The organism is Shewanella sp. AC34-MNA-CIBAN-0136 (genome assembly GCF_040309945.1).
Classification (GTDB): domain Bacteria; phylum Pseudomonadota; class Gammaproteobacteria; order Enterobacterales; family Shewanellaceae; genus Shewanella.
Window position 1 is genome coordinate 1 of the sequence record NZ_JBEOPJ010000010.1, and the last position, 24535, is coordinate 24535.

Annotated in this window: 17 protein-coding genes; 15 read left to right on the forward strand and 2 right to left on the reverse strand. The window is 39.2% G+C overall.

Annotated features, from left to right (window positions below; translation table 11 throughout):
- Positions 1-328 precede the first annotated feature (328 nt).
- From AAEY94_RS11390 to AAEY94_RS11440, 11 genes are all read left to right on the forward strand, one after another.
- Positions 329-925 (forward strand): tyrosine-type recombinase/integrase, encoded by a 597-nt coding sequence (locus AAEY94_RS11390; RefSeq protein WP_182722421.1) that lies wholly within the window; start codon positions 329-331, stop codon positions 923-925.
- Between the two features lie 881 nt (positions 926-1806).
- On the forward strand, positions 1807-2157 hold the full coding sequence (locus tag AAEY94_RS11395) for a hypothetical protein (protein WP_182745248.1): 351 nt from the start codon (positions 1807-1809) through the stop codon (positions 2155-2157).
- 31 nt (positions 2158-2188) lie between these two features.
- Positions 2189-2671 (forward strand): hypothetical protein, encoded by a 483-nt coding sequence (locus AAEY94_RS11400; protein WP_350978873.1) that lies wholly within the window; start codon positions 2189-2191, stop codon positions 2669-2671.
- A 493-nt stretch (positions 2672-3164) separates the two neighbouring features.
- Positions 3165-3482, forward strand: coding sequence for an H-NS family histone-like protein (locus tag AAEY94_RS11405; protein ID WP_102036573.1), 318 nt, complete (start codon positions 3165-3167; stop codon positions 3480-3482).
- A gap of 256 nt (positions 3483-3738) precedes the next feature.
- Positions 3739-4350 (forward strand): AHH domain-containing protein, encoded by a 612-nt coding sequence (locus AAEY94_RS11410; RefSeq protein ID WP_102036572.1) that lies wholly within the window; start codon positions 3739-3741, stop codon positions 4348-4350.
- A 9-nt stretch (positions 4351-4359) separates the two neighbouring features.
- On the forward strand, positions 4360-4950 hold the full coding sequence (locus AAEY94_RS11415; protein ID WP_102036571.1) for a hypothetical protein: 591 nt from the start codon (positions 4360-4362) through the stop codon (positions 4948-4950).
- Between the two features lie 582 nt (positions 4951-5532).
- Complete coding sequence (locus tag AAEY94_RS11420) at positions 5533-6288, forward strand: hypothetical protein (RefSeq protein WP_102036570.1); 756 nt, start codon at positions 5533-5535, stop codon at positions 6286-6288.
- An 86-nt stretch (positions 6289-6374) separates the two neighbouring features.
- Positions 6375-8552 (forward strand): AAA family ATPase, encoded by a 2178-nt coding sequence (locus tag AAEY94_RS11425; protein ID WP_102036569.1) that lies wholly within the window; start codon positions 6375-6377, stop codon positions 8550-8552.
- 332 nt (positions 8553-8884) lie between these two features.
- Complete coding sequence (locus AAEY94_RS11430) at positions 8885-12490, forward strand: YobI family P-loop NTPase (RefSeq protein WP_350978875.1); 3606 nt, start codon at positions 8885-8887, stop codon at positions 12488-12490.
- A 749-nt stretch (positions 12491-13239) separates the two neighbouring features.
- Positions 13240-15060: an ATP-dependent nuclease gene (locus AAEY94_RS11435; RefSeq protein ID WP_350978877.1), complete on the forward strand. Its 1821-nt coding sequence runs from the start codon at positions 13240-13242 to the stop codon at positions 15058-15060.
- 265 nt (positions 15061-15325) lie between these two features.
- The gene (locus tag AAEY94_RS11440) at positions 15326-16198 is read left to right on the forward strand and encodes a hypothetical protein (RefSeq protein ID WP_102036179.1); all 873 of its coding nucleotides are present in this window, start codon (positions 15326-15328) and stop codon (positions 16196-16198) included.
- Between the two features lie 270 nt (positions 16199-16468).
- Here AAEY94_RS11440 and ltrA read toward each other — a convergent pair whose 3' ends face one another.
- Positions 16469-17941, reverse strand: coding sequence for a group II intron reverse transcriptase/maturase (gene ltrA, locus AAEY94_RS11445; RefSeq protein WP_102036180.1), 1473 nt, complete (start codon positions 17939-17941; stop codon positions 16469-16471).
- 665 nt (positions 17942-18606) lie between these two features.
- On the opposite strand from ltrA, the gene AAEY94_RS11450 reads away from it, so the two are divergent.
- Positions 18607-18882: a transcriptional regulator gene (locus tag AAEY94_RS11450; RefSeq protein WP_102036181.1), complete on the forward strand. Its 276-nt coding sequence runs from the start codon at positions 18607-18609 to the stop codon at positions 18880-18882.
- Between the two features lie 412 nt (positions 18883-19294).
- Here the strand turns inward: AAEY94_RS11450 and AAEY94_RS11455 are convergent, their stop codons facing one another.
- Entirely contained in the window at positions 19295-20290 is a 996-nt protein-coding gene (locus AAEY94_RS11455) for a DUF4382 domain-containing protein (RefSeq protein ID WP_102036182.1), read from the reverse strand.
- A gap of 971 nt (positions 20291-21261) precedes the next feature.
- On the opposite strand from AAEY94_RS11455, the gene AAEY94_RS11460 reads away from it, so the two are divergent.
- The 3 genes from AAEY94_RS11460 to AAEY94_RS11470 all read left to right on the forward strand — a co-directional run bounded on the left by AAEY94_RS11460 (position 21262) and on the right by AAEY94_RS11470 (position 24534).
- Positions 21262-21696: a DUF2057 family protein gene (locus AAEY94_RS11460; protein ID WP_102035780.1), complete on the forward strand. Its 435-nt coding sequence runs from the start codon at positions 21262-21264 to the stop codon at positions 21694-21696.
- 121 nt (positions 21697-21817) lie between these two features.
- Complete coding sequence (locus AAEY94_RS11465) at positions 21818-22288, forward strand: MerR family transcriptional regulator (RefSeq protein WP_182723861.1); 471 nt, start codon at positions 21818-21820, stop codon at positions 22286-22288.
- On the forward strand, positions 22288-24534 hold the full coding sequence (locus tag AAEY94_RS11470) for a heavy metal translocating P-type ATPase (RefSeq protein ID WP_182723860.1): 2247 nt from the start codon (positions 22288-22290) through the stop codon (positions 24532-24534). The genes AAEY94_RS11465 and AAEY94_RS11470 overlap by 1 nt, the downstream gene beginning before the upstream one ends.
- Position 24535: the final 1 nt, after the last annotated feature.

A 24535-nucleotide genomic window follows, 5' to 3' on the forward strand; every position in this document is an offset into this window, starting at 1 on the left:
CTTTATTATTGAATTTGAAGAACGAATTTCAGATTATATATAAATTAGGTAGTTACACAGAATCTGTTACAGGGTCATGGCAATTGCACCATCATCCTAATTGTTTACTATTACACATTATGAGAGTCTGAGTTAGTTAACTTGAAATGGTCGCATAATCATGTGAATCGCTTGGGTAATGGTGTCCCAGTGTTCATTCGTTGAGTGTAATAACATCTGCACATAGCCAAAACTCAAACGCGATTATCCTGACTTACAATACATCCTCATTAGCGAAAGTACTATTAGCTACACTTATGATGACCAATCGATAAAGTAGGAGGTCACCATGGTCTCATCAAACAAAAAAAATCATAGCGGAGTCAAAAAGCCTTTTCGGCTCGAAGAGATTTGGCGTATTCGAACTAGGCTAGAAATAGAAAATAGCCTTATGCAACTAGCGTTACTCAATTTGGCAATCGATAGTAAACTCAGAGCAAGTGACCTACTTCCTCTGAGGGTTTGTGATATATCGTCACAAGAACGAATGTTTGCAAGAGTTAAGCTTATTCAGCAGAAAACGGATGTTGAAGTCCAGTTTGAAGTCACTGCTAGAACTCAACAAAGTCTGATGAAATGGATTTTTGTCGCAGCTCTAAAGACAAGTGATTATTTATTTCCAAGCTTAAGACGAAATGAGCAACCGATTAGCTATTCGTATTATCGTTCTCTTGTCAGGTCGTGGGCATCAAATATTGGTCTAGATCCTAACTTGTATGGGACTCACTCAATGAGACGAACCAAAGCAACATTAGTCTATGCAAAAACTAAGGATATTCGAGCCGTCCAACTTTTACTCGGACATACTAGAGTAGACAACACAATTCGTTATCTTGGTGTTGAATTGGAGGATGCTCTTACACTTTCAGAATCTACTGATTGTTAATACGGTATGCCCCCAGAACCTAAGGCTATTTTTCGTGGTATTCTGACTATTAATCAATGACTTATAATATCTTTGGGTCATATATATGTAAAGAATTTATTGATTGAAACTAATCACTAAAAACACCTGTATATCGAGCTTTGCTATACTTATTATAATGCAAACCATATATTTTAGAGTATAAAATCTAACTCACTTTTGTCCATTTTTGGGTCAGCGACATCTTCGCTGACTCACTTATGCCCCACTATCATTTTTGAACATATGCTTGGCAACAACTACTTAAACTAATTAAGCCCTACTTTAACTAATGTCAATAACAACAATACTTAGCTACTGCTTTTTGAGCATGAAATTGTATTAGTCTTAGGCATCGCGAACCTACACCTCAAATTCACTATAGCGATATCGTGTTACTGTTCAATAACTTACAATATTTCAGTGGTTGTTTTTAACACTTTTATGGAGTATTTTAGTCACTAGAAAATCAAAATTTATACTCATAAAGGAGTTGATAATGAATGAGCATGAGAGCAAGCATTATATTAATGAGTTTGAAGGAAATTTTGAAAGGTATATGAACAGCATATCAGCATTATTCATAAACTCAGGAAAGTAAGCGGCTAGAGCAGCTGTACAAGCCTTAGTCGATAGCTATTTTCTAGAAAAAGGTGAATTGAGCCCACTAATACCTAATTTCAATACTCTGCTAATGCTAATAGAAATTACAAATGCAAGCTATGAAAGCTCAGGAGAGTATCAAAGCTTAAAAATATTAGAGACTGCAAAATCATTAATAAGTTTAAGCGTTAATGGTTAAATGTTCAGAGGTTTGGATAGCAACTCATTACTCTTAATTGACATCATCAAGGGATAAGCTTATGAATAGGTTACTAGCAATATCACTAGCAATATGCTCATTTTCAGTTGTATCAGTAGAACGTCTAACCTATGAAGAAGCTCAAATTAAAATAAATAAATGTGAGGAGGTTGCATTAATTGCGAGCAGCATGCTAGCTGCCGCTACCGTTGATAATATTCCGAAAGAAGAGATGGAAACCAAATTGAGTAGATTTGAAGCATCATCTGAAAAGGAGAGAAAGGCGGTTAACTTTATTAAAATAGTAATGGCTCATGCATATAGAACTGCTAAATTAGGTTCTACAAGTGGGTTCACTGAATTCTATTATGATACTTGCTTAAATAACTTCGACAAATTTAAAAACCTATAACTACTTATATTTATATATATGGACTAAGACAATGTTTTCAAAGTTAAAAAGGTTTTTCATAAAAAAGAAAGAGCTAATCAAGTTTAGATCTCTTGATGAATACTTTATGCGTGAGCTTACGGAGTCTTCATTCAGTTTACTTGAACATGAATACCTGATCCTGCGTCACTTGAAGCATGAAGAAAAGCTAGATCTAGAAAAAATATGCACAGAGTTTAGTGTCGGTATGGATGAAGCTAAATCCATCTTTTCTCAAATTAGTAAAATATATTATAAAGCTACTTGTGATAAAGCATGGGATGACGCTTACCTTAAAATGTATAATACGGGTTTGGTAAAAGAAGCCACATTGATAAGTGCGCAGGACTGTGGACACAAGCATTGTTTTTTTTGTTCAGGAAAGATGAATGAAAAGTTGCCAATAACAACGGAAACATATTTAGCCTTTCAAACAGAGTGCAGGTGTAAACCGTATAAAAAATCATTTTTCAATCCTGTTATTAGCTTTAAGTAGTGCTTCTGATATGTGTTTAGAGATAATCAATGAGAAAACAGCAATTACCTAGGTTTCAGAAGAAAATTTATTCAGCGACCATTGGCTACTTAAATCTTTTGGAACGCAAAGAACTCCTGTCTGTATCAATAAATCTGAGCAACTCCCAAGTTCCCTATCTTCTCCTATTCGGAGAAGTATTCTTACGTTGCAAGATACTTTGTATTCATCTTTAATCGTTGATGTTCATTCTTGGCTATTTGATCCTTCGAACGAATCATCGAATTTAAGCCTTTATAAACTGCTTAAGCAGTTGACTGATAAAGATACGAAATTCGACACAAAGTATCTTAAAAGCTACTATATTGCTGAGCCAAATGTAGTAAAAATCAACGAGCCTGCATCCCTTTGTCATGACACTTTTCATTGATAAACCCATGTCTTTAACTTCTAGAACTTTTTCATTGAGGTAATATATTGTGATACGAATTTATTTAAATTGTAGGAGATACAAATGAGCCAAGCTAACACTATCACTGAAAAACGTGCTATCGCACTAGAAATTCTAAGCAACAGAAACAGTATTAAAGGTCTGTTTTCGGAGCTTCATTATGAAGATGTTACCAAACTAGTAAACCGAGTTAATACAGTTTATAACGCACTCAAAAAACTAAAGGATACTGAGCAGGCTGAAAATGCAGCTAAAGCATCTAAGATTAAAGAAATTCAAGATTTATTGTTAGCACAAGGATTAACACTTGAAGATTTAGCAAGGCAATCTAGCGCATCAATTAAACCTCGCAAAAAACGTGTAGTAGCCAAACTTGAGTAGATAAATTGTTCCGAGCCAGCCGGAGCACTGCATCAACCTAGTTTTCGATATCTATGCTAATCCGTGAAAATCTAAATTAGATCATAGACGGACTCACACATGTCCAAAAATAAGTTAGTGAACAAAATATAAGTAAATAACACCTATTGCCTTACTTATAAATGTTGTAATAACTTATCCATATCCATATGAAACTTGAATATAATCTTACCATTTGTGATAATAACTTTCTAAAATCTAAAAGGAACTTAGATAAATGAATAATCAACAAAAAATATATGAAGTATCGGTCACTGATATTGAGGATGATTTAACTCGAATAACAGGTGACCGTACCCTCGCAAAAGCTCATGCTGAATCTCTTAGTATTTATTATCGAGGTGAAATTATTGACTCGGTAAAGTATAAAGAAGGCATAATTCCACAAGCAGACTTGCTTTTATCCCGAAGAGTGCGTTGGGAACACATGAAGATGCACTCTACTAAATTAGCCGAGAATATGTATGCAGCTAATCGTGGAAAGAAGCCTGATAATACTGCAGCTCATCATATTGTATCCTGGAGTGATATGCGTGCCGCTAGGTCTAGATTAAGATTAGCAGCTTTTGGTATAGATATAGATCACGAAGCCAATGGTGTTTACCTTCCTAGATTTCAAAAGCATGTCCCAATGGACTCAATGCCTGATGCTTATCCTCACTCAAAGATACACTCCGGTAAATACTATCTGAATGTTGAATACCTACTTGAAGATACTATAGCCGAAGGTTTAGGCCATCGTGGGATTATTGAAACGTTACGTGATGTAGCAGAAGACCTCAAGATTGGTGTATTTCCGATTAATTCATCTTTAACTGCAGCAGGGTAATAATAACTAATGACTTCAAAGTTTAATAAGGTATTTAGCGTATATCTTGACCCTGATGAATTTATGCTTCTGAGTGAATCCGCATTTGAGCATGTTTTGCAATTGACTGAAAATAGGTTGCTTTCATTTAACGGTAATACTCCAATGAAAGAATTTTGGGGGGTACTCAATGTTGTTTGGCAAGTTGAACCTTCGAACAAGCTGAAACTTAAAGTACCAGACATAGCTGGCTTAGGTGCCTCTACCTTTGTTGTTTCTCCAATGTATTCGCAGTTATTCCTTAATGATTTTGGAGAGAACATTGAGCTTCTAGAATGTAATAATGACGGCGCTAAATGGTTTGCATTTAATGTATTAGGGTTTGATAACGCCTTGAATGAAGAACTTAGTGAAAGAAATATGCGTAACGGTCGACCTGATAGGATTCGCAAGTTTAAGCGCATGGTATTTAACAAGAGTGGTATAACTAACCCCAATCTATTTAGAGTACGCGAAACGGGTCTTTTTTATTACACTACTGATGCCGAAAATAGCTTATATTCAATAGTTAAAAAAAATAATATTTCAGGACTCTTTTTTAAAGAAGTAGAGTGCTATTGAGAATAAGATTTTTGTTATTTTTTCATACTGAAAGCTATTGATGCCATTAAAGGTGATGTTGACCGAGAAAAAAGCTCCGCGTGTGAAGCTAGTTCTCTTATGAACCATAAAAAATATTCACTGAATCATATACATGTACAGAAATGAGCCTAGACACGTAAATTATTTATGCCCCAGAGTTTGCTAGCACTTGTTTAGTGAATCGAAAACTGACGAACGAGTTGCCCTACAAAATCTCATCTATTTGCCTAATGTTTGGCTCTACCGTAAAGCGACTAACAATGCATGGGTATACAGTCGTATATAAATTTAGATGCTTTTGAGTGTTTTTAAACTAATTAGTTTGCGCGTTTTTCCAGCCTAAAATTATCAAAACCTTTAAAATCATGTGAATATATTCCACCCAAGTTAGTTAATAGGTTTGGAAAATGCGCATGCGGGTTTTTCCGGATGGTGTATTTGATGAAAAGCTGATAAGTTCTTTTCATACAGATAGTTAACGGTGCGCGTTTTCACTGGTCTCATGAGGTAAACGCGCAACCCACAAATACTAAGACGTTAGGCGAAATCGAGAGAGTCCGAATGTTTTCAAGAACAACAATACTTGAATTGATTAAGGCGTTAAATTTTAGAACGCACGATGAGGTTGAGCGTTTCGTTTTCGAGCTTGAGATGGATGGAGTGGTAAAGGGTGAGTACATAAAACAAAAAGAGACCTCCATATCAAAATACTTGGTTGCAAGCGCTGGAGTAAAAGGTCCATCAGGTTCAGATCTGATGATAGACGTTGTGGAATACCTATTAAAAATCACGCCTTATTCTGGCTATGAACATACTGGTCTCGTTAATGCACTTGAAAAGGACGGTTTCGAACTCACAGAAACTTCTGTAAGAAAATCATTGCCCTCACAAATCCCTCTGGCAGAAAGTGAAGACAATCTTGTTAGAATTCTGAAAAAAAGGAATTTCAACATAGCTTTAGGCCACTATGAACAAGCTATAGCTGCGCATGGAAGAGGTGAATGGGCCGCAGCCAATGCCCAATTTAGATCATTTGTTGAAGAGTTTTTTAATCGCGTACACACATTAATTAATGCAGGGTCAGCAACAGATACCCAACAACGAAAAATAGAGCTCGCAAAAAGCGGCTTCTTTGATGCTCACTATAATGAGTTCCTATACAACGGTACAGGGTTTGTAGAGGGGTTTTGGAAACGTCTACATCCCCAAGGGTCGCATCCAGGTCTTTCTGAGCAAGCTGACTCAACATTTCGGCTTCACTTGGTATTGCTAGTAATACATTATTTTGCAGAGCGGCTAGATAGTGGGTTGGCCTAACAAGTGTAGCCATCCGACACAAATTGCAACGCGTTTTTTGGTATTCGCGTTGCTCACAATACACCAAAAAGCACGGAAGCTCCTAGATGATTTCCAAGATAAGTATTCAGAATATTGCTAGCTACAAAACTGCAACCATTTTGGCCACTGACAAAAAAGTGAATGTTGTTTACGGACTAAACGGTTCAGGCAAGAGCACACTTTCTAACTATTTGTACCAACCAGAAGCCCCCGAATATCACGGTTGCTCTGTTGATATGGCTAAAGATACATCGCTCTATGTCTACAATCAGAGATTCATCGAAGAAAACTTTTACGAGGCCGACAATCTAAAAGGGATATTCAGTCTCTCAAAAGAAAACAAAGATATTGAGAAAGCAATCAATGAAGCTCAAGCTGAACTAAACACACAGGTTCTTGTGGAAGAGAAAGAGCAACAAGTTGCTAGTGATGAAAAGGCTGTACTTTCAGCTAATCGATCAAGGGCATTTGATGTTACTTGGAACATTAAGCAGGAATTTACAGGTGGAGACCGAGTTCTAGAAGGCTTTCTGGATGGCCTCAAGGGCAACAAAGAAACCCTATATACTCATTTATCGTCCTTAACTAAACCTGCTGAGAAGCCGAATACGGATATATCTAAACTAAAGGCTGGTGTCGAGGCTTTAAAGGGAGATGCCGCTCAACAGTATTCTACTCTGAATCTTTTGGAGTTTGATGAACACGTAGTCGAACTTGATCCTATCTTTGAGGAGGCAATAGTTGGTAATACCAACAGTTCTGTATCGGCGCTAATCGAAAAAATGAAAAATTCAGATTGGGTAAAAAAGGGATTAGTTTACTTAGAGCCTCCATCTGAAAACGAGGCTAGCGCTTGTCCGTTTTGTCAAGAAAATACGATATCTCAAGAACTCGCCCAGCAAATCGAGAACTATTTCGATGAGTCTTATAGCAGTTCAATTGATAAAATTGAGAGTCTTTTATCCCGTTATTCCACTGCACTCGAACACCTCACTTCGCTTGACACCTACAAGTCAAACCCATTTTCAATTGAAGAACTATCTGCACTGACAGAACAGCATGGGAAATTAGCAAATAAATTGGAGCAGAATGCAAGACTAATAACAGCCAAGAAAAATTCACCAAGTATGAGAGTATCTCTTGAAAGCACTCTCACCGAAGTTGCGAACTTTAACGAGTTGTTAGAAGCAATAAATGCAAAAATTTCAAAACACAACGAAAAACTTGAGAATATTGGTGCCGAACTAAACAAGTTGAAGGGAGAGTTTTGGGGTTTGATGCGTTGGGATTACGACCAAACTATCTCGGCTTTAGATGCTCAGGTAGCAACTTCTAATCAGAAACTGGCTGAATCAAAGGAGCGAGAAAAAGTCGCTTTAGGCATTATCGCATCAAAGAAAAACGAAATTTCAATGCTACAAAAATCTACCGTTAACATTGAAGAAGCAATAGACAACATAAATTTAGGTTTGGTTCAGATCGGCATATCCGATTTTTCAATAGCAAAACACAATGACACACTTTACAAAATCGTACGCATTGGAAATTCTACGGCCGATTTTTCGTCTCTCAGCGAAGGTGAGAAGATGATCATCAGTTTTCTATACTTCTGCGAGTTATGCAAAGGTAAGCGAAACGCTACAGAAGTCCCAGGAAAGAAAGTGGTGGTCATTGATGACCCAATATCGAGCTTGTCTCACATATTTGTTTTCAATATTGGCCGGCTAATTAAAAGCGAATTCTTTGATTCAGTCTATTTTGAGCAAGTTTTTGTGCTTACGCATAGTTTGTACTTTTTCTACGAATTAGCAGACTCAAACCACAAAAAAAGAAATGAACACCAGAAACTATTTCGGTTATTCAAAAATGATGAAGGTAGCCAGATACTTAAGATGAGCTACGAAGAAGTTCAGAACGATTACCACTCATACTGGTCTGTAGTCACTGATTCGGCGCAGCCTCCCGCTCTCATAGCTAATTGCATGAGAAATATCGTAGAGTATTTTTTCAACTTTGTTCAAAAACAAGACTTGAGCAACGTAATCCAAATGCCAGAATTACAGGGGAATAAGCACCAGGCATTTTGCAGGTACATCAATCGGGAGTCTCATTCGCTTGGGCAGAATATTTTCGATTACAAAGAGTTTGACTATGAGTCTTTTCGAGAAGGTTTAAAGCTCGTTTTCGAAGTAACCGGCTATATTGAGCATCATGACAAAATGATACAGGTACTAGGGAAATAGCTTGTCAGCACATAGCAAAAGCCGTCGCTGTGCTGCGGGCGTTAATCCACAGAAATTTTAATCCGAAACTCACGAATTAGATTTAGGAATCTAGCTCGTTTCTGTCCAGGTACGTGACAGTAAAATGCAGCAGACTCGTTTATGCCCGAAGTTTGTTTCGAGCAACATAATATCAGCCCATACGTTTGTCGGTTGGCCTACTTTTAGTTATGTTCCACAAAAATAAGAAACTAAAATTGATTCAGTTGTTTAACTATTGACCTGGATGCAGGAATATTACAAAGTGTCCTTAGAATAAAAGTCGCTTTTAGGTTTAGATAGTTCAATCTCTTATGAAAAAAATCACGTCCTTTAGATATTTGCTTTTAAGTTTGCTCAATAATATTGTTTCATGGCTTGAAAGGTCTAACCATTCGGATATAGAACAATCTAAATTCGTGGATCTCGCACCAACTGATGAGGCTGACAAGGAAGGTATATATACCAAAGCGATTTTGTTTGCTACGAATAATACCAAGGTATTCAACATTGCTCTAACTGGTCCCTATGGTTCGGGAAAGAGCAGCATCATCCAATCCTTCTTGAAGAAGTATAGACGACCTGCGCTTCAAATCTCTCTAGCCTCCTTCATTCCCGAGGGTGATGTAGGGGAGAATAAGGTGAGTCGCCAAGAGATTGAAAGAAGCATCCTACAGCAAATATTGTACGGTGCTGACGCAAACAAACTTCCTCTTTCGCGCTTCAAAAGAATTCAGTCACCAGGAGTTTGGTCGTTTCTTAAATCTCTCTACATCATGTTTGGTGCTATTGCGCTTTGGTATGTATTACATTTACGAGAAGATATAATCAAAGGTGAATTTTTGGTTCCGTTTGAACTCAGCAATTGGTTCAATATAGTAGTTTTCTTTTTCGCAGCAGTATTCCTCTGGACAGTCCTGCATCACTTTTATGTGGCGAGTTTCGGTCTGTCACTCAAAAGCATTTCGTTGAAGGACGTTGAGATTAAACCTGCATCTGATGATCAGGCGTCCATATTAAACCGCCATCTAGACGAAATAGTTTACTTCTTCCAATCAACCAAATACGATCTTGTAATCATTGAGGATTTAGACCGATTTAATAATGCGGATATTTTCGTCTCACTCCGCGAAATTAATAGTCTCGTGAACGAGAACGCAGGTGTGAAACGTACTATCAGGTTCCTCTACGCCATGCGTGACGATATGTTTGTCAACACCGAGCGAACCAAGTTCTTTGAATTCATTATTCCCGTCATACCTATCATCAACACATCGAATTCGATCGACATGGTATTGGAGCAGGGAAGTAGACTTGAGCTCGATGGATACCTTGAACGGCAGTTTCTGAGAGAGGTCTCACGTTACCTGAACGACCTGAGATTGATTCGAAACATCTTTAATGAATACGCTATTTATGCGGCTCAATTGGAAATAACTGGAGAGAGTCTACTTGATGCCAACAAGCTTCTTGCGATCCTGATCTATAAAAACGTTTATCCAAGTGACTTTGAGCAACTGCACTGCGGCGCGGGTAATCTCGCCAAAATATTGAACCTCAAAGACGAACTCATTAGGCATGGTGAGGCGACGAATAGGGCCGAGATCCTGGGGCTTGAAGAGCGTCTTGAAATCGCGGAACGGCAGACTCCTTCGGACCTTAGAGAGTTGCGGCAAATCTACGCTATGGCTCTGGTTGAGAAGCTTCCTGCGAATACTTACAACGTTAGTCATGATCAGCAGACATTGTGTTCACTTCCTCAACTGGCCAGCCACGATGCATTCGAGAAACTGATTGAGACTTCACGTCTGTTCTACTACAACAACTATGGTAACCAAGGACATATCGATGCTTCTAAATTACAAAGAGAAGTAGATACGCAGAGATCTTACCTGCAACGCAAAGTGGAGATAGAAAATAAGGCGGCTGATAATAAGAACAAAAGCTTGCGTAGAATAAGTGAGCTCAAGTTAAAGATTGCAACGCTACGCACGACTAAGCTCAACGAGCTGTTGCGTTTGGCCCCCAATGGCCTGCAAGATCATTTCGAAACCTTCGGGGAAAACGGAGAACTTGCCCGTTTTCTGCTCCTAGAAGGCCATATTGATGATACTTACTATCAATACACCTCACTTTTTCACTCGGGCCGTTTGTCGCCAAATGACAATAAATTTCTGATCCAGATACGGGCATTTGTCACACCAGATCCAGGTTTCCCGATCGATAATCCACAAGAAGTTGTTGCTGCTATGCGAGATGAGGACTTCCGACAAAGCTATGTCTTGAACATCAAGCTTGTCGATAACCTTCTGAGGGACCAAAGCCGTTACCTTGACCAAACGAAGAAGCTTTTCGAGTATATCTCATCCGAATTTGAAAGCTGCGAGGGATTTTTCGATGCCTATTACACCAGTGGCAGCAATGTTGCCGGACTTCTTTCAGGACTAGCCAATGCATGGGATGAACTTATCCCTGCAGTTGTAACCAGCCCTAACAATATCTCCCACGTCACTCAATTGGTCGCAAGCCTGCCTGAAAAATCGCTCAAAATGTTCGCAAGGGATTTTGACGAGCTACCAGAATTTGTTTCGGCGAACCTTCCAGAGATTCTGGTTAGTTTACCTGAACTAGCATCGGAACGCCTTGCATGCCTAGACTTTGAAGTCAAAGATCTGGCTGCAATCAAAGAACACACTGAAATTGTACGTTTCATGTTCGAGAAGGGACTTTTCGCACTTACGATCGCAAACTTGGAATACGTTTACCAAATGATTTTAGGAGAGAACGATCTCGAACCACTACGGACGAGGAACTACACGACTATACTATCGATGAATAATCTTGCCTTATTGGAGAGGGTAGAACGCGATTTCGAGCGCTACCTGTGTGAGATCCTTTTAGAGCTTGAAGGAAATTCTGAGGAAGATATCCCCGCTATTTTAGCTGTTGTTTGCCAAGATACGCTTGAGCAAGATGATCTTCGGGAGTTCCTTGAACGGCAGATGATACTGTTGCCAAGTCTAGAGGGTGTGCCTGAGAAATTGCACCCGATGCTGTTTCAGTTAGGTAAGATTGAACCAACTTGGGCAAACTGTCTTGCTTTCATGGAAGATAACGTGTTCGAGGCAGATAGCCTGATTGGATATCTTGATCGAGATGTTGTTCGTGAAGTTATCTTGGAACACTCTATGCCTAGTGATTCTGCTTCGCTGAAGCTGCGTCAGTTCCTCCTCAGTGCGGGCTCGCTGTCTGATGCAGCCTATAGAGAATATGCTCACGCCCTGCCGAATTCGTTCAAGAACCCACCAAAAGAAATCGAACCAAACAAGCTTCAAATCCTGATTAATGAAGGAAAAATCACATTCACTAAGGAAAGTCTCGATGCATTCGCTGATCACTGTGATTTGCAGGTTTTATTCGTCGCGGTCAACATCGATTCATATCTTGCGGACTCTGACAGCTTTGCACTCGACGATGACTTTCTAGAGGAGCTTCTTCGAGCTGAAATTGATAATACAGCCAAGCTTGGGATAATTGAATTGATGGACCTAGAATTGCTTGTGGATCTTCCTAAGCGGTCAGCTATTATCGGCCCAATTATTATCAACACTGACGCCAATATATCCAGTATTAGTCGGAGTATTGCGCAATCTCTGATAAAACATTCTTCGCCCATAGCGACGCAAATCTCACTCTTCAACAAATACCATTCTCTTATGACAAATGACGAAGTTCGCCTTGTTTTGAGCAATCTACCTAAACCATTTTCAGAAATAAAAACAGGGTACAATTCGCCGAGATTGAAAAACACTCCCGAAAATCAGTATTTGGTCAAATGGCTTGATTCAAAAAGCATTATTTCGTCATCAACTGTTAGTTTGTACACTAACGAAATAAAAGTGAACCTCTATAGAAGGTAATAAAAAATAAACAATATAATCAGCCGCATAAGTATCGTGGCTGTTCAATATAGACTAGCTTCGCTTGCCCATGTACAAGCATTAAATGCCATAAATTATGAGCAAAGGAATAAGAGCCTTTAAAGGCGGCGATGTTAACTCATAAAAATATTAATCCGAAACTCATGGATTAGAGTTAAAAATCTAACTCGGAAATGTCCAAAAATGAGCTAGTGAATCACTCTGACCCAGTCTGGTTCACGGGCTGACAGTTCATTCTTACCGGCTTCTGGCTTGCAGAGATTGAAGTGCTAAACCGCGCTTAACAGTTCATTTACCATAAGTTAGATGTCGCCCTCGTTGCCTTACTTATCCTTGGTTAAACATTGCTCAACTCTGTGAGTTATTTGTTGGCCAAGGCGAGAATATGAGTTATTGAACTCTTAATTTCACAATGCTGACTTATAAATAACTCGGCTTTAACAGCATTTAGTGTTGGTTATTCGTACACATCACTAAGGGGATACGATGAGATTTTTGACTACAATGGGCTGTTTCACGCCTGCTGATATTGTTTTTTTAACAAATAATATATTTATGCTCTCGCCCTGATTTGTTGGTATGCCTCAATTATAGATTTTTCAGGATGACATGTTGATTATGTATGTTAACTTTGAATTGATCGTTATAAGTAATTTATGCTCTGAAAATATGGCAGCGCATAGATATTAAAATTTAAATGGATATTACTCTGTTCAAAAGGATGTCAAATGAGATTGCACGAACTACATATAAAGAACTTTAGAAAGCTCAAAGATTGTCACATTAAATTCCGAGATACTACATTTCTAATTGGCCCCAATAACGCGGGCAAATCAAGTGTGTTCTCAGCATTAAATCATTTGCATAAAAGCACAAATTTGGATAGAGAAGATTATTTAAAAGAGTATAACTCGGAAGAGGAAATTTATATTTACAAGGATGAAGTTGAAGTTATCGCAGAGTATCATAACGTTCCAGATGCTGCACATGGATGGGTGGGATTTAAGGGTAGAGTAGTTTCATCGCTAGAGAAATTAGCTAGCGAAACAGGTAATTCTATTGTTTATAAAAAAGTTTGGTCTTTGAATCAAAGCAAACCAAAGATATTTATGAAAGAATATCCCAGGACAAGAAGTCCTTTTTATGCCGCATGTGCAAAAGTATCTGATTTAGTCGGCGAAGATTATTCTGAAATTTTCCTTAAAGAACACTTTGGCGATGTCAACTTTGATAAAAGTCTTACTATAGCTATTAACAAACTAAAGCTCTTAGATTTACCTGCATGTTGGGATATTCAAGAACATGAAGAAGCTATTTGGGTTGAAAATCCAGGAGGAATACCCGGTAACGTGCAGTCTAAGCTTCCTCGGATTGTTGTTATCCCTGCAGAGTCTTGCATTGCTGAACTAACGAGTTCAGGAGGCGCATTATTTTCATTACTTAGCGATCTATTTGAGCAAGTTCGCAGTAGATCTCAGAATTATACACAAGCTCAGGAGTTTCTAAACAACCTTGCAGCAGAATTAGATCCAAATGATAGGACGACAGATTTTGGCATGTTAATCAGAGACCTTAACGGGATGGTCGGCAACTTATTTCCTGATTCCTCCGTTCATGTGAGTGCAACCCTAGATGTTCCTTATAAATCCATCAAACCACAGTTTAATGTTGAAATGGAGAGCAATGTAAAAACTGCTGTAAATTATCAAGGGCATGGGATGATCAGGGCAACTGCATTTCAGCTTTTGAGGTTTGTACAAGACTTTATAAATAAAAATGCGGATGAGCCCCGCGCCACAATATTTTGCTTCGAGGAACCTGAAATATATTTGCACCCAGCAGCAGCTAATCAAATGAGGGATTCATTGTATGACTTGGCTGGACCTAATTGTCAAATTGTAGCAACAACACATTCACCTTATATGGTTAATCTTGGTTCTGAAAAAAGTGTAAGCCTCACAAAATTTAACTTCACAGCATGCAATTCATCAACGACCAATTCATTTAATTTTGAGAATGCGTTTTTAACTTTGCAAGACGACGAAAAACAAAACTTGAAAATGTTGTTAAAAGTAGATGATTATATCTCTAGAATGTTCTTTACTAAAAAGTGCATCTTTGTTGAGGGGGATACTGAAGAAGTTGTTATACGTGAAACAATTAGAAGACTCTCAACTGAAGATAAGGCAAAAGTAGTCGGTAACTGTGAATTCTTGCGAGCGAGGGGGAAGTCAGTTCTAATATCTATCGCAAAATATCTTAATGCATTAGATGTGAATTATATGGTCATGCATGACCGTGACTCTGGTACGGTGGGCGCAGAAGTTATGAATGCGCCAATATTAGCCCAAACTGGTGAAGAACGAAGGATAATGATTGAGGAATGTATTGAAGATTTATTAGGTTATACCGCCCCAAACAGTGAAAAACCATATAAGGCACATCTTCACATTCAAAATAATTGGCCCAATAATTTTGATGGACTTCCGAATGATTGGAAGTCTACGTTTATCAAGTTATGCAGCCCATATTTAGACCATCTTAGATAAGTCATTTAAGGCCGTATTGCTGCAAGAAACTGCTGAATGCGGATTTAACCATAGATTTCCTAATATTCGTTTAGCTTTAAATCGTGCCAGTGAATCACTCTACCGCAGAGTGATTCACGCACTGAAGCCTGTCATAAGGTGTTCGTTTCTTGGGGAGATTCCCGAATTTTTATGCATATGTTGTAGAGCTTTTATAAATAAATCTGTGCCCATGAACACTATACAAATGTTTAGTTACAGCATTACCAGACAAGGAATTTAAAAAATGAAGATAGGAGCAGCGGCAATGACTAAACTAGCCGAAATGATTTGTGGTGACGAACCGTTCTCATTTTTCCCATATAGAAGCTCTTCATATTTAACAAGATTCTTTGTAGATTTAGATCTTGATTATTCGCACAATGGGTCGACAAGAAGGGTTTGGGTGAGAGAAGTTTTAGGTGAACTAAACAATCGTCAATCTACTGAAAACATGCCATCTAAGGACTTAGTTAAAGTCATAGAGTATTTGGTTCACCCTGATCATTTCTTATTCAATGAACACGTAGATAGGGCTAAATCCTTAGAAGCTATAACGGCTGTTTTAAAGACAAATGAGCTAGCCTTATCCATTCAACCAAATGGCACAGTCAAAGTATCTCCTCTTAACGGGGAGTTCATTTCTACATCTTATGACGAGCTTCCAAGTGAACGGATTATTACTTTTAAGCCTAGCGTCTTTCAAGTTCCAGAAAAGAAATTAAATGAAAATTTGATTTCCGTAATGATGCCATTCAATCCTGGATTCAATGGTACATATTCAGCAATTACTCGTGTAGCACAATATATGAGTCTTGAATGTTTACGTGCCGATGACATATGGGATAACTCTACATTCATCCAAGATATTTTTGATTTGATATTTTGCTCGAAAGTAGTGGTAGTAGACTTTACTGGCAAAAATCCAAATGTCATGTATGAAACGGGCATTGCGCATACCCTAGGTAAAACGGTCATCCCAATAACGCAATCTTTGCATGACATACCATCTGATTTAGGGCATCACAGAGCTTTAACATATTACCCCAATGAAGAAGGACTAAATAATTTAAGTGATGAACTTTATAAAAGGCTTAAAGTGATCTACAAACAAAATTAGCAGACAAATTGTGTTGTTGAATCACTCTGTAGTGGTTAAGAAATATTGGCCACCACTTTAGAAGCTAGTGATACATTTTCTAATCTTTTGAGTCTAAATTAGGTTGATGACTCTAAATCGTTTCTGTCCAGAAATGAGCCTAGGGGGGGGATTATTTATGTCGGGTAGACGACACTTGTTGCCAAGTGCCGCCCCCCTAAGAACCCAGCGTGCAACTTTCACTGCACTAGGCTCAAGCCTCCACAAAAGTATCGTTTGATACCCAGCAACTTATAAAGCAGTGAGAGCAGGTTCATTCCAAGCGTTACGAGTTTGCCTTTTCGATTTTCTCCTAGCCAAGTATTCTTGGTATTGAGGATCGAATGGTATAGCCGCACTTCGAATTTTCACATGTCTCTCAATAGGCACTTTGGCTATTTGGAATAGATTGAATTGGCAATCCATATCCTTGACCTTCTGCCAACCGTGAAATTGCCATTGGCCTTTTCGGTTGATGAAGTATTTAAGGGCTACCCAAGTCTTAGACTTTGTTGGGTGACGCCTTACTGCCCAGTGCCATAACGAATAGAATAGTTTGTGCCCAACATACCCGAATACTTGTTTAGCAACACAATGACGATAATAATTCGCCCACCCCCTTAGTTTCGGATTTATCAGTTTGATAAGGTCGTTAACAGGGATGGTTGCGTGCTTTTTGATGAGTTCGCGCAGGTTACTCAAGAACAACAGCGTGTTGGATTTACTCGGTTTAATGAGTAATTTTCCTTTGTACTTCCTATGATTGAACCCTAAGAAGTCAAAACCATTGCTGATGTGGGTAATATGCGTTTTCTCTTCGGAGAGTGTTAAGCCTCTTTCCGCTAAGAAATCAGCGATCAACGGTTTGATATCGTTCTCGAGCACTTCCTTTGAAGCGCAGGTGACGACGAAATCGTCGGCGTATCCAATAAAGTTGGCTCTGGCACCCTTTTTGAGTGCTGTAGACTTTATGCGCTGCTCAAGTCCAGCAAGAGTCATTAGCATCAAGGTGGGGGATATAACTCCTCCTTGTGGCGTGCCCTCATCAGTACGATAAAACAGCCCTTTGTCCATAAAACCAGACTTTAACCATTGTTCCAACATACGTTTATCGATGGCGATGTTATCAATTAGCCATTGATGCCCGATTTTGTCGAAGCAGGATTTGATGTCTCCCTCAAGAACCCATTGCGCTGATTTCTTTTGAACCAAGCATTTGAAGCACTGATCGACTGCGTCAGCAGTGCTACGATTGGGTCTAAATCCATAGCTGTTAGGGTCGGCAAGCGTCTCCGATATAGGCTCTAATGCAAGAAGGTGGAGCGCTTGTTGTGCTCTGTCTATCATGCATGGGATACCAAGAGGTCTAAGTTTGCCATTCTTTTTGGGGATATAGATACGCTTGAGTGGTTTGGCTTGATATGCCTTCCTGCTCAATTGATTTACTGCTTTCATGCGGCGGGTATCTGTATTCCAGATAACACCGTCTATTCCAGGCGTTTTACTGCCTTTATTTTGTGATACACGCTTAACAGCAAGAAGTTTTGCTGAACGCGAGTGAGTCAGTATCCACTGCAACGCTTTCGCTTTACCGTGTTTCCCTTCTCGTGTTGCCTTTGCAATACGCATCTGAAGCTTTAATACAGGCGGTTCAACGGATTTCCAGTCTATTGACTGCCATTGAGCGCTGTCAGGAGAGGCACTAATTTCTGTTGAAATCATCATTTGCGTTTCTCCTTGAATAAAGTTCTTCAAATTATCTTGCAACGGGAGACCAGTCGGAAGTGGGCTCACTTTCGTGACCAGACACAAGTCTGTATCTGCATCGTTACAATGCAGCCTTTGCTTTTTCCAACCTCCTATACCCACATCGCTATCGGCCAAATCAGCCTTCCCAAAGGGAGCGATATAGGCTTACCGTGTTCCGTATGTCGCGCAATGTCAGGTTAGATGCCCGCTATAGTGCGAAGAGCTTAACGATCACGAAAGAGCATGGGGCAATCTCTTTCCAACTCTCATGCCTTTTGGCTACAGCGTATTAACCACTTCCGCTGTTTCATCACATAACGCACCTTGCGCGGATTCACTTATGTTCATCATACTGACTACCTAGCACTCACCCAATTTGTGGTTATCAGGAGGATCGTTCTCTCACGATTTAGATCCCGATTGGTCTATAACCAATCTTCATTACATTGTCAGAGCCGCTACTTTATTCAGGCTCCTAGGTTCATCTGGTGATACAGATGGTTCACTCAAAAGCGGTGAACAGCGCTTCATACGACCTCACGTCGCACGCCCCAAAGTGTGTCAGGATAGATTAGACCCAATTTTAGTCATACTATAGAGTGGCTACTGTAACGGTGATGATTGAAAGATAAGAATTGATAATGAAGAATACTAAACTCAATATATTGCTCTCAAAATGTGACGCAACGGCACCAATAGCTGATGATTTAGCTGCATGGCTTGATTCTCCTTCTGGCGGAAATGAGATTATTACTTATTGCGAAGAGATGCCTCTGAGTTCTGATGATGAGTATCGTGCAGCTTTAAAGAAAATTGAAGGATTGTTTGATGCAATACCTAATACTGCTGAAGGTTCTGAGCTTGAAAAATGGATTTCATTAGTTGAATCATATGAAAATGAACACTTCCCAATGTAACTCACAGTTGTCCTGAAATGAGCCTAGACACATAAATTATTTACTCTCTATTACGTTTAGATTTTGATAATGAATGTGATGGCACATACTTCCTTCAACTGACTATGAATTTAATACTAGGTTTTATTGACGCTATTGAAGAAGTCAGTATGGGTCCGGAAAGTAAGCTATATAAGAGAAGACTAAGAGCTATTTTCCAACAAGAAAAGTAACAAAATCATAAAGACTCTTTAGTTGTGGCTGATGATTGACCTCTTTTGGTTTTTGTCACTTTATATGCAGGGCTGCCAATTAACCATAATGGATCAGGGCATCTGCTCATATTTCGATTTAATGATAATCATCATTAACATGGCTTACTATCTTTTTGGTCGTGGAGGCTCCCAAGTGAATGGGAGCCTGACTCATTTGGCTAGCCGCCATGGTGTCCGTGATGACCACCATTGCCGTTACCGCACTCATGCACTGTCTGCTGGCCTCCCTGTGTTCCTGTTTCTATAGTAATTGAACCAGAATCTTTGAACATGACAAATTGACCACTAGTCATATCATCGGTGACAGGGTCATCTAAATGACCTAAGCAGCTGTAGCCGACCCGATAGTTTCCAGCTGGCAAATAACCCATGGCAAAGTGCCAGTTGCCGTCAATATCCTGCATCATAGGACTTACCGCAGTCGGTAGAGTTACCGCCTCAGGAGGATTGGTTCTCATATCTGTCATTTGATCAATATTAGTTATCTCTTCAGGATACAGATAGGCCATGTGACTAAATTGTCCCCCAATCGGAGTCCGGTCGGAGTAAGTTGTCTCGCAATCGGCGATCCATTGAGGATCTACTTCACCCAACAAGTGGCCCATATACCGATTATCGACGGACCACATAGCTTGATGATCTAAATGGTATTCTCCTTGTTGATATGATAGGCCACGATATAAGTCAATTTCCATCGTGATGGAAATATGCTGGTCAGCTACTATTTCAAAATCTGAAACAGGAAGCTGCCCATTGTCAACATACAAACCATGTCGACCCTGGCCATCTTCAACATAGCAGCCGTCATTGCCATCGCCCTGTTGGATGGTGACATAGGCATCATGGTACTGACCCAGAGGTAAGTCGATATTATCGACTACAAGATGGCTATCCAATCCCTGAAAATCGAGCAGGTTAAATGCCATATCCTGTAAATCATGTCTATGGATTACCCCCTCAGCATCAGTCATGACCAGTTCTCCCATGACCATACCAACATGGGAAACTCCATCCATAGGTGAATCAGAAATAGCTAAAGAGAATTGTCCCTGAGGTAATACTTGTTCTGCTACCGTCACAGCACTATCTGAATCACTCCCACATGCGCTAAGTAAAAAAATAGAGGATAAAAACATTGTTCTACAAATCGTCATAAAGCCGCCCTGAGTATATGAAATTTATCTAATGATACCTATTAAGGGGTAGCTCTGGTAATTTCTTGAATATAAATGTGACTTAGAACAATGTATAGAATTAAGCTAGTACTGTTAATTAATGGAAAACGTAATATTTTCATTCAACTACAAATTGTCTATGTTTTAAAAGTTCAAAATGTCATATTAATAGTAAAAGTTTCCAATTTAAGTATTTGCTAATCAGATACTTAAACTTATTATTGGTTGTTGCATACAACGTGTTCTATTGTTCAAAAAATCTTGACTGTGAGTTTTTCAGAATGCTTTTCGTATTTTGGGGTATGTGCGGTTTTAGACAAAATACAGTATTCAAAGACATGGGGTTAGGGGGGGTTAACCATGTTATGAAATTAAATCATTCAGAGAACGCATAATTTACTACTGGAAATAGATAGTAAGTTGACTCTTTTAATAGACCTAGGATTGTGACTTATGTCATGGAATTAGATTCTAAAATTTGCTAAGGTTAATCACATAATTCAACTGGATACAATTGCATGACTAAGATTTTGTTAAATTTAGCAGTTATATTGACATTAATAACACAGTTATTAATGCCAAATAATGCTATGTCTAGCGAAATGTCCGAATCAAGTATGCAAACTAGCTCTATGTCACATTCAGTTATGATGGACAATGATTGTGATGATACCGATAACTGTTGTCCCGAAGATTCAAGCCACTGTATTAGCCATTGCCATGCAGTCGCTAATGCATTTGTTTTGTTATCAGATTCAAATTTAGTTAATGATCTATTCACAAGTTCTAAAGTTAACTCGACTTTATGGATATCAACTCCGGCTTCGCTTGGAAGTCAAAATCCCCCTCCAATTGCTTAATTCTTTATTTTAATTAACCACCTATATTAATTTATAAAGATTTTCGTTGCTCGTTTACTTATGAGCATCATAAAGCATCTGGAGTTTCTCATGAAAAAATTTATCGCAATTACACTTTTATCTGCTGTTAGTTCTATGTCTATGGCCGCCACTATTTCATTGCCGGACTATTTAGTATTTACATCCATTGATGGGCAGCCAACTGAACGGTCGAGCACAATTGATATCAAACAAGGACAGCATTTAGTCGAATTACGTTTTTTTGAAGTATTCACTGCGGGAGCAGATGATACTAACTTTGTTAAGTCAGACTCATTATATTGGAGTTTAAATTTAACAAATGATGAAGATATTCAGGTTAGTACAAAGGATATTTTATCTGCGAAAAATGCAAAAAGCTTCATTTCATCTCCAGTCATAACTCTTAATAGTGCAAGTATGAGTAATGAAACTGTCACCTTAGTAAATCACGAAGAATTGATGGCTATTATCATGAAGCAACATAGAAAAATGATGAGTCATTAGCACCACTGTGAGGGTGCTATTAATCTGCACCCTCAATTTATAAATAGACTACTAAAAAGTGGACGAGTCATCGAACCGCAAATTGGTGTCTGAAAATAAATTTAGTGTTTTCAGAGGTTTTATGAAGGTTAATCAATTAGCTAAAAAACTCAATGTAACCAGTGACACTGTTAGATTTTATACTCGTATAGGTCTACTCTCTCCCTGTAAGTCACCTGATAATGGATATAAATATTATGGCGAGAAAGATTTGAGCCGTATGCAATTTATCATAAGTTCTCGTCAGCTTGATTTTTCGGTTGAAGAAATTAAGTTGATTTTTTCTAACACTGACCATGGTGAAAGTGCATGCCACCTTGTACGTGAATTAGTAAAACAAAAGTTAGATGAAACTGAAGAACAATTTAATAAAACAATGAAATTAAGAGCAAGACTTTTTCAGGCCGTTGAACAATGGTCAACTATGCCAGATAACTTGCCTACAGGAAATATGGTTTGCCATTTGATTGACAGTACACATCAAGCTGATATTCAGACAACAACAGTTACTCAGCTTGACCACATTATATTAGCGTCAACGGAGGTTAAGTAATGAATCAAACAAAAAACTCACTTATGCAACTCAATATCCTCGGCGCAGGCTGCGCGAGTTGTGTTGGCAAAATTGAAAAAGCGATTAACAGCGTAGAAGGCGTTGATTCGGCCGAGATGAATTTTGCGGACAGAACGGTACTGGTTAACGGTAAAGCATCTGCCGAGTTGATTATAAAAGCGGTTGAAAGCGCTGGTTATAATGCTACTCAAATACAGGCGGAGTCGGCAGAAGATGCCATGAACGAGAAAGAACAGGCTGATTTACAACATTATAAAAGTTTATTACGCCATACCATTATCGCTTTGTCCGTCGGTATTCCGTTGATGATTTATGGACTGTTTATTGGCGAAATGACGGTATCAACCCTATTCGAACAAGTGGTGTGGGGACTGGTTGGTGTGGTGACTCTTGCGATTATGCTGATATCAGGTAGGCATTTTTATATCGGTGCATGGAAATCATTTTTAAACCATAACGCCAATATGGATACCCTCATTGCCTTAGGTACCGGTACTGCTTGGGTTTACTCTATGTTGATAGTTGCATTTCCACAATTATTTCCCGAGATGGCAAGGCATGTTTACTTTGAAGCGACCGCAATGATTATTGGTTTAATTAATCTTGGTTTAGCACTCGAAGTTAAAGCGCGCGGTAAAACCTCTGAAGCGATTAAGCGTCTTATTGGTTTGCAAGCTAAAACTGCTCGGGTAATCCGTGATGGAAAAGACCTCGACATCGATATTGCTCATGTATTACTTAATGATCACGTTAAAGTTCGCCCTGGCGAAAAAATCCCAGTTGATGGGGTGGTTATTGAAGGTAACAGCACCATTGATGAATCAATGTTGACTGGTGAGCCAATGCCTGTTGAAAAAGTGATCGGTGACGATGTGGTCACTGGCACCTTGAATAAATCAGGCTCAATCATATTTAAAGCAACTCGTGTAGGTAAAGATACTGCACTGGCGCGCATTATTAGTATGGTCAAACGGGCGCAAAACTCTAAGCCGCCGATTGGACGTTTAGCTGATGTTATAGCCGCTTACTTTGTGCCCGCCATTATGATCATCGCTATAGTCAGTGCCATGGTGTGGTTTAACTTTGGCCCCGAGCCGTCGAGTGTATTTGCCATCGTGTCTGCAACAACAGTATTAATTATTGCTTGTCCTTGTGCGTTAGGACTCGCAACGCCAATGTCAGTGATGGTCGGCGTTGGTAAGGCGGCTGAATCGGGAGTGCTTATTCGGAACGGTGAAGCATTGCAAACCGCGTCTAAAATAACCGCCATGGTATTAGATAAAACCGGCACTATTACCGAAGGTAAACCGCAAGTTACCGATATTATTTTGGTTAATGCAGACAGTGAAGAGCAGGTACTTGCCTTGTCTGCTGGAATTGAAAGTCACTCCGAACATCCACTCGCGCAAGCGATTGTTGAAAGTGCGAATGATAGAGGTATTGAAGCCATTAACACTGAGCACTTCAATGCCATTTCAGGTAAAGGTGTAGAAGCTGAAGTGGATGGCCAGATATTATTATTTGGTAATCTAAAATTAATGCAAGACAAAAATATTGATATTGGATTCAATGAAGCTAAGGCCCAAGTGTTAGCTGAAAATGCTAAAACACCAATGTATTTAGCGCTTGCAGGGCAATTACTGGCCATTATTGCGGTATCAGATCCGATAAAGCCTGATTCAATCGAAGCGATTGCGAGACTGAAACGCAGTGGCATCAAAGTGATAATGTTAACCGGGGACAATAAAGCGACCGCCGCCGCAGTGGCTAAAAAAGTCGGTATTGATGATTTTTTCGCAGAAGTCATGCCAGAAGATAAAGCCAATAAAGTGGCTGAACTTCAGCAACAAAATGAAGTGGTTGGTATGACCGGCGATGGGATTAATGACGCCCCCGCATTAGCGTTAGCCGATGTTGGCTTTGCTATTGGAACAGGCACTGATGTGGCGATAGAAAGCGCTGATATTACCTTAATGCGCGGATCACTTCATGGCTTAGCCGATGCGATAGCCATTAGTAAAGCAACGCTGCGCAACATTAAACAAAACTTGTTTGGCGCGTTTATTTACAACGTCGCGGGTATTCCCTTAGCAGCAGGTGTGCTTTTCCCTGTTTTTGGTATTTTGCTAAATCCAGTGATTGCCGGGGCTGCGATGGCCTTTTCATCACTTACCGTAGTGAGTAACGCTAACCGTTTACGTTTGTTTAAAGCCAAAGAACACTAGG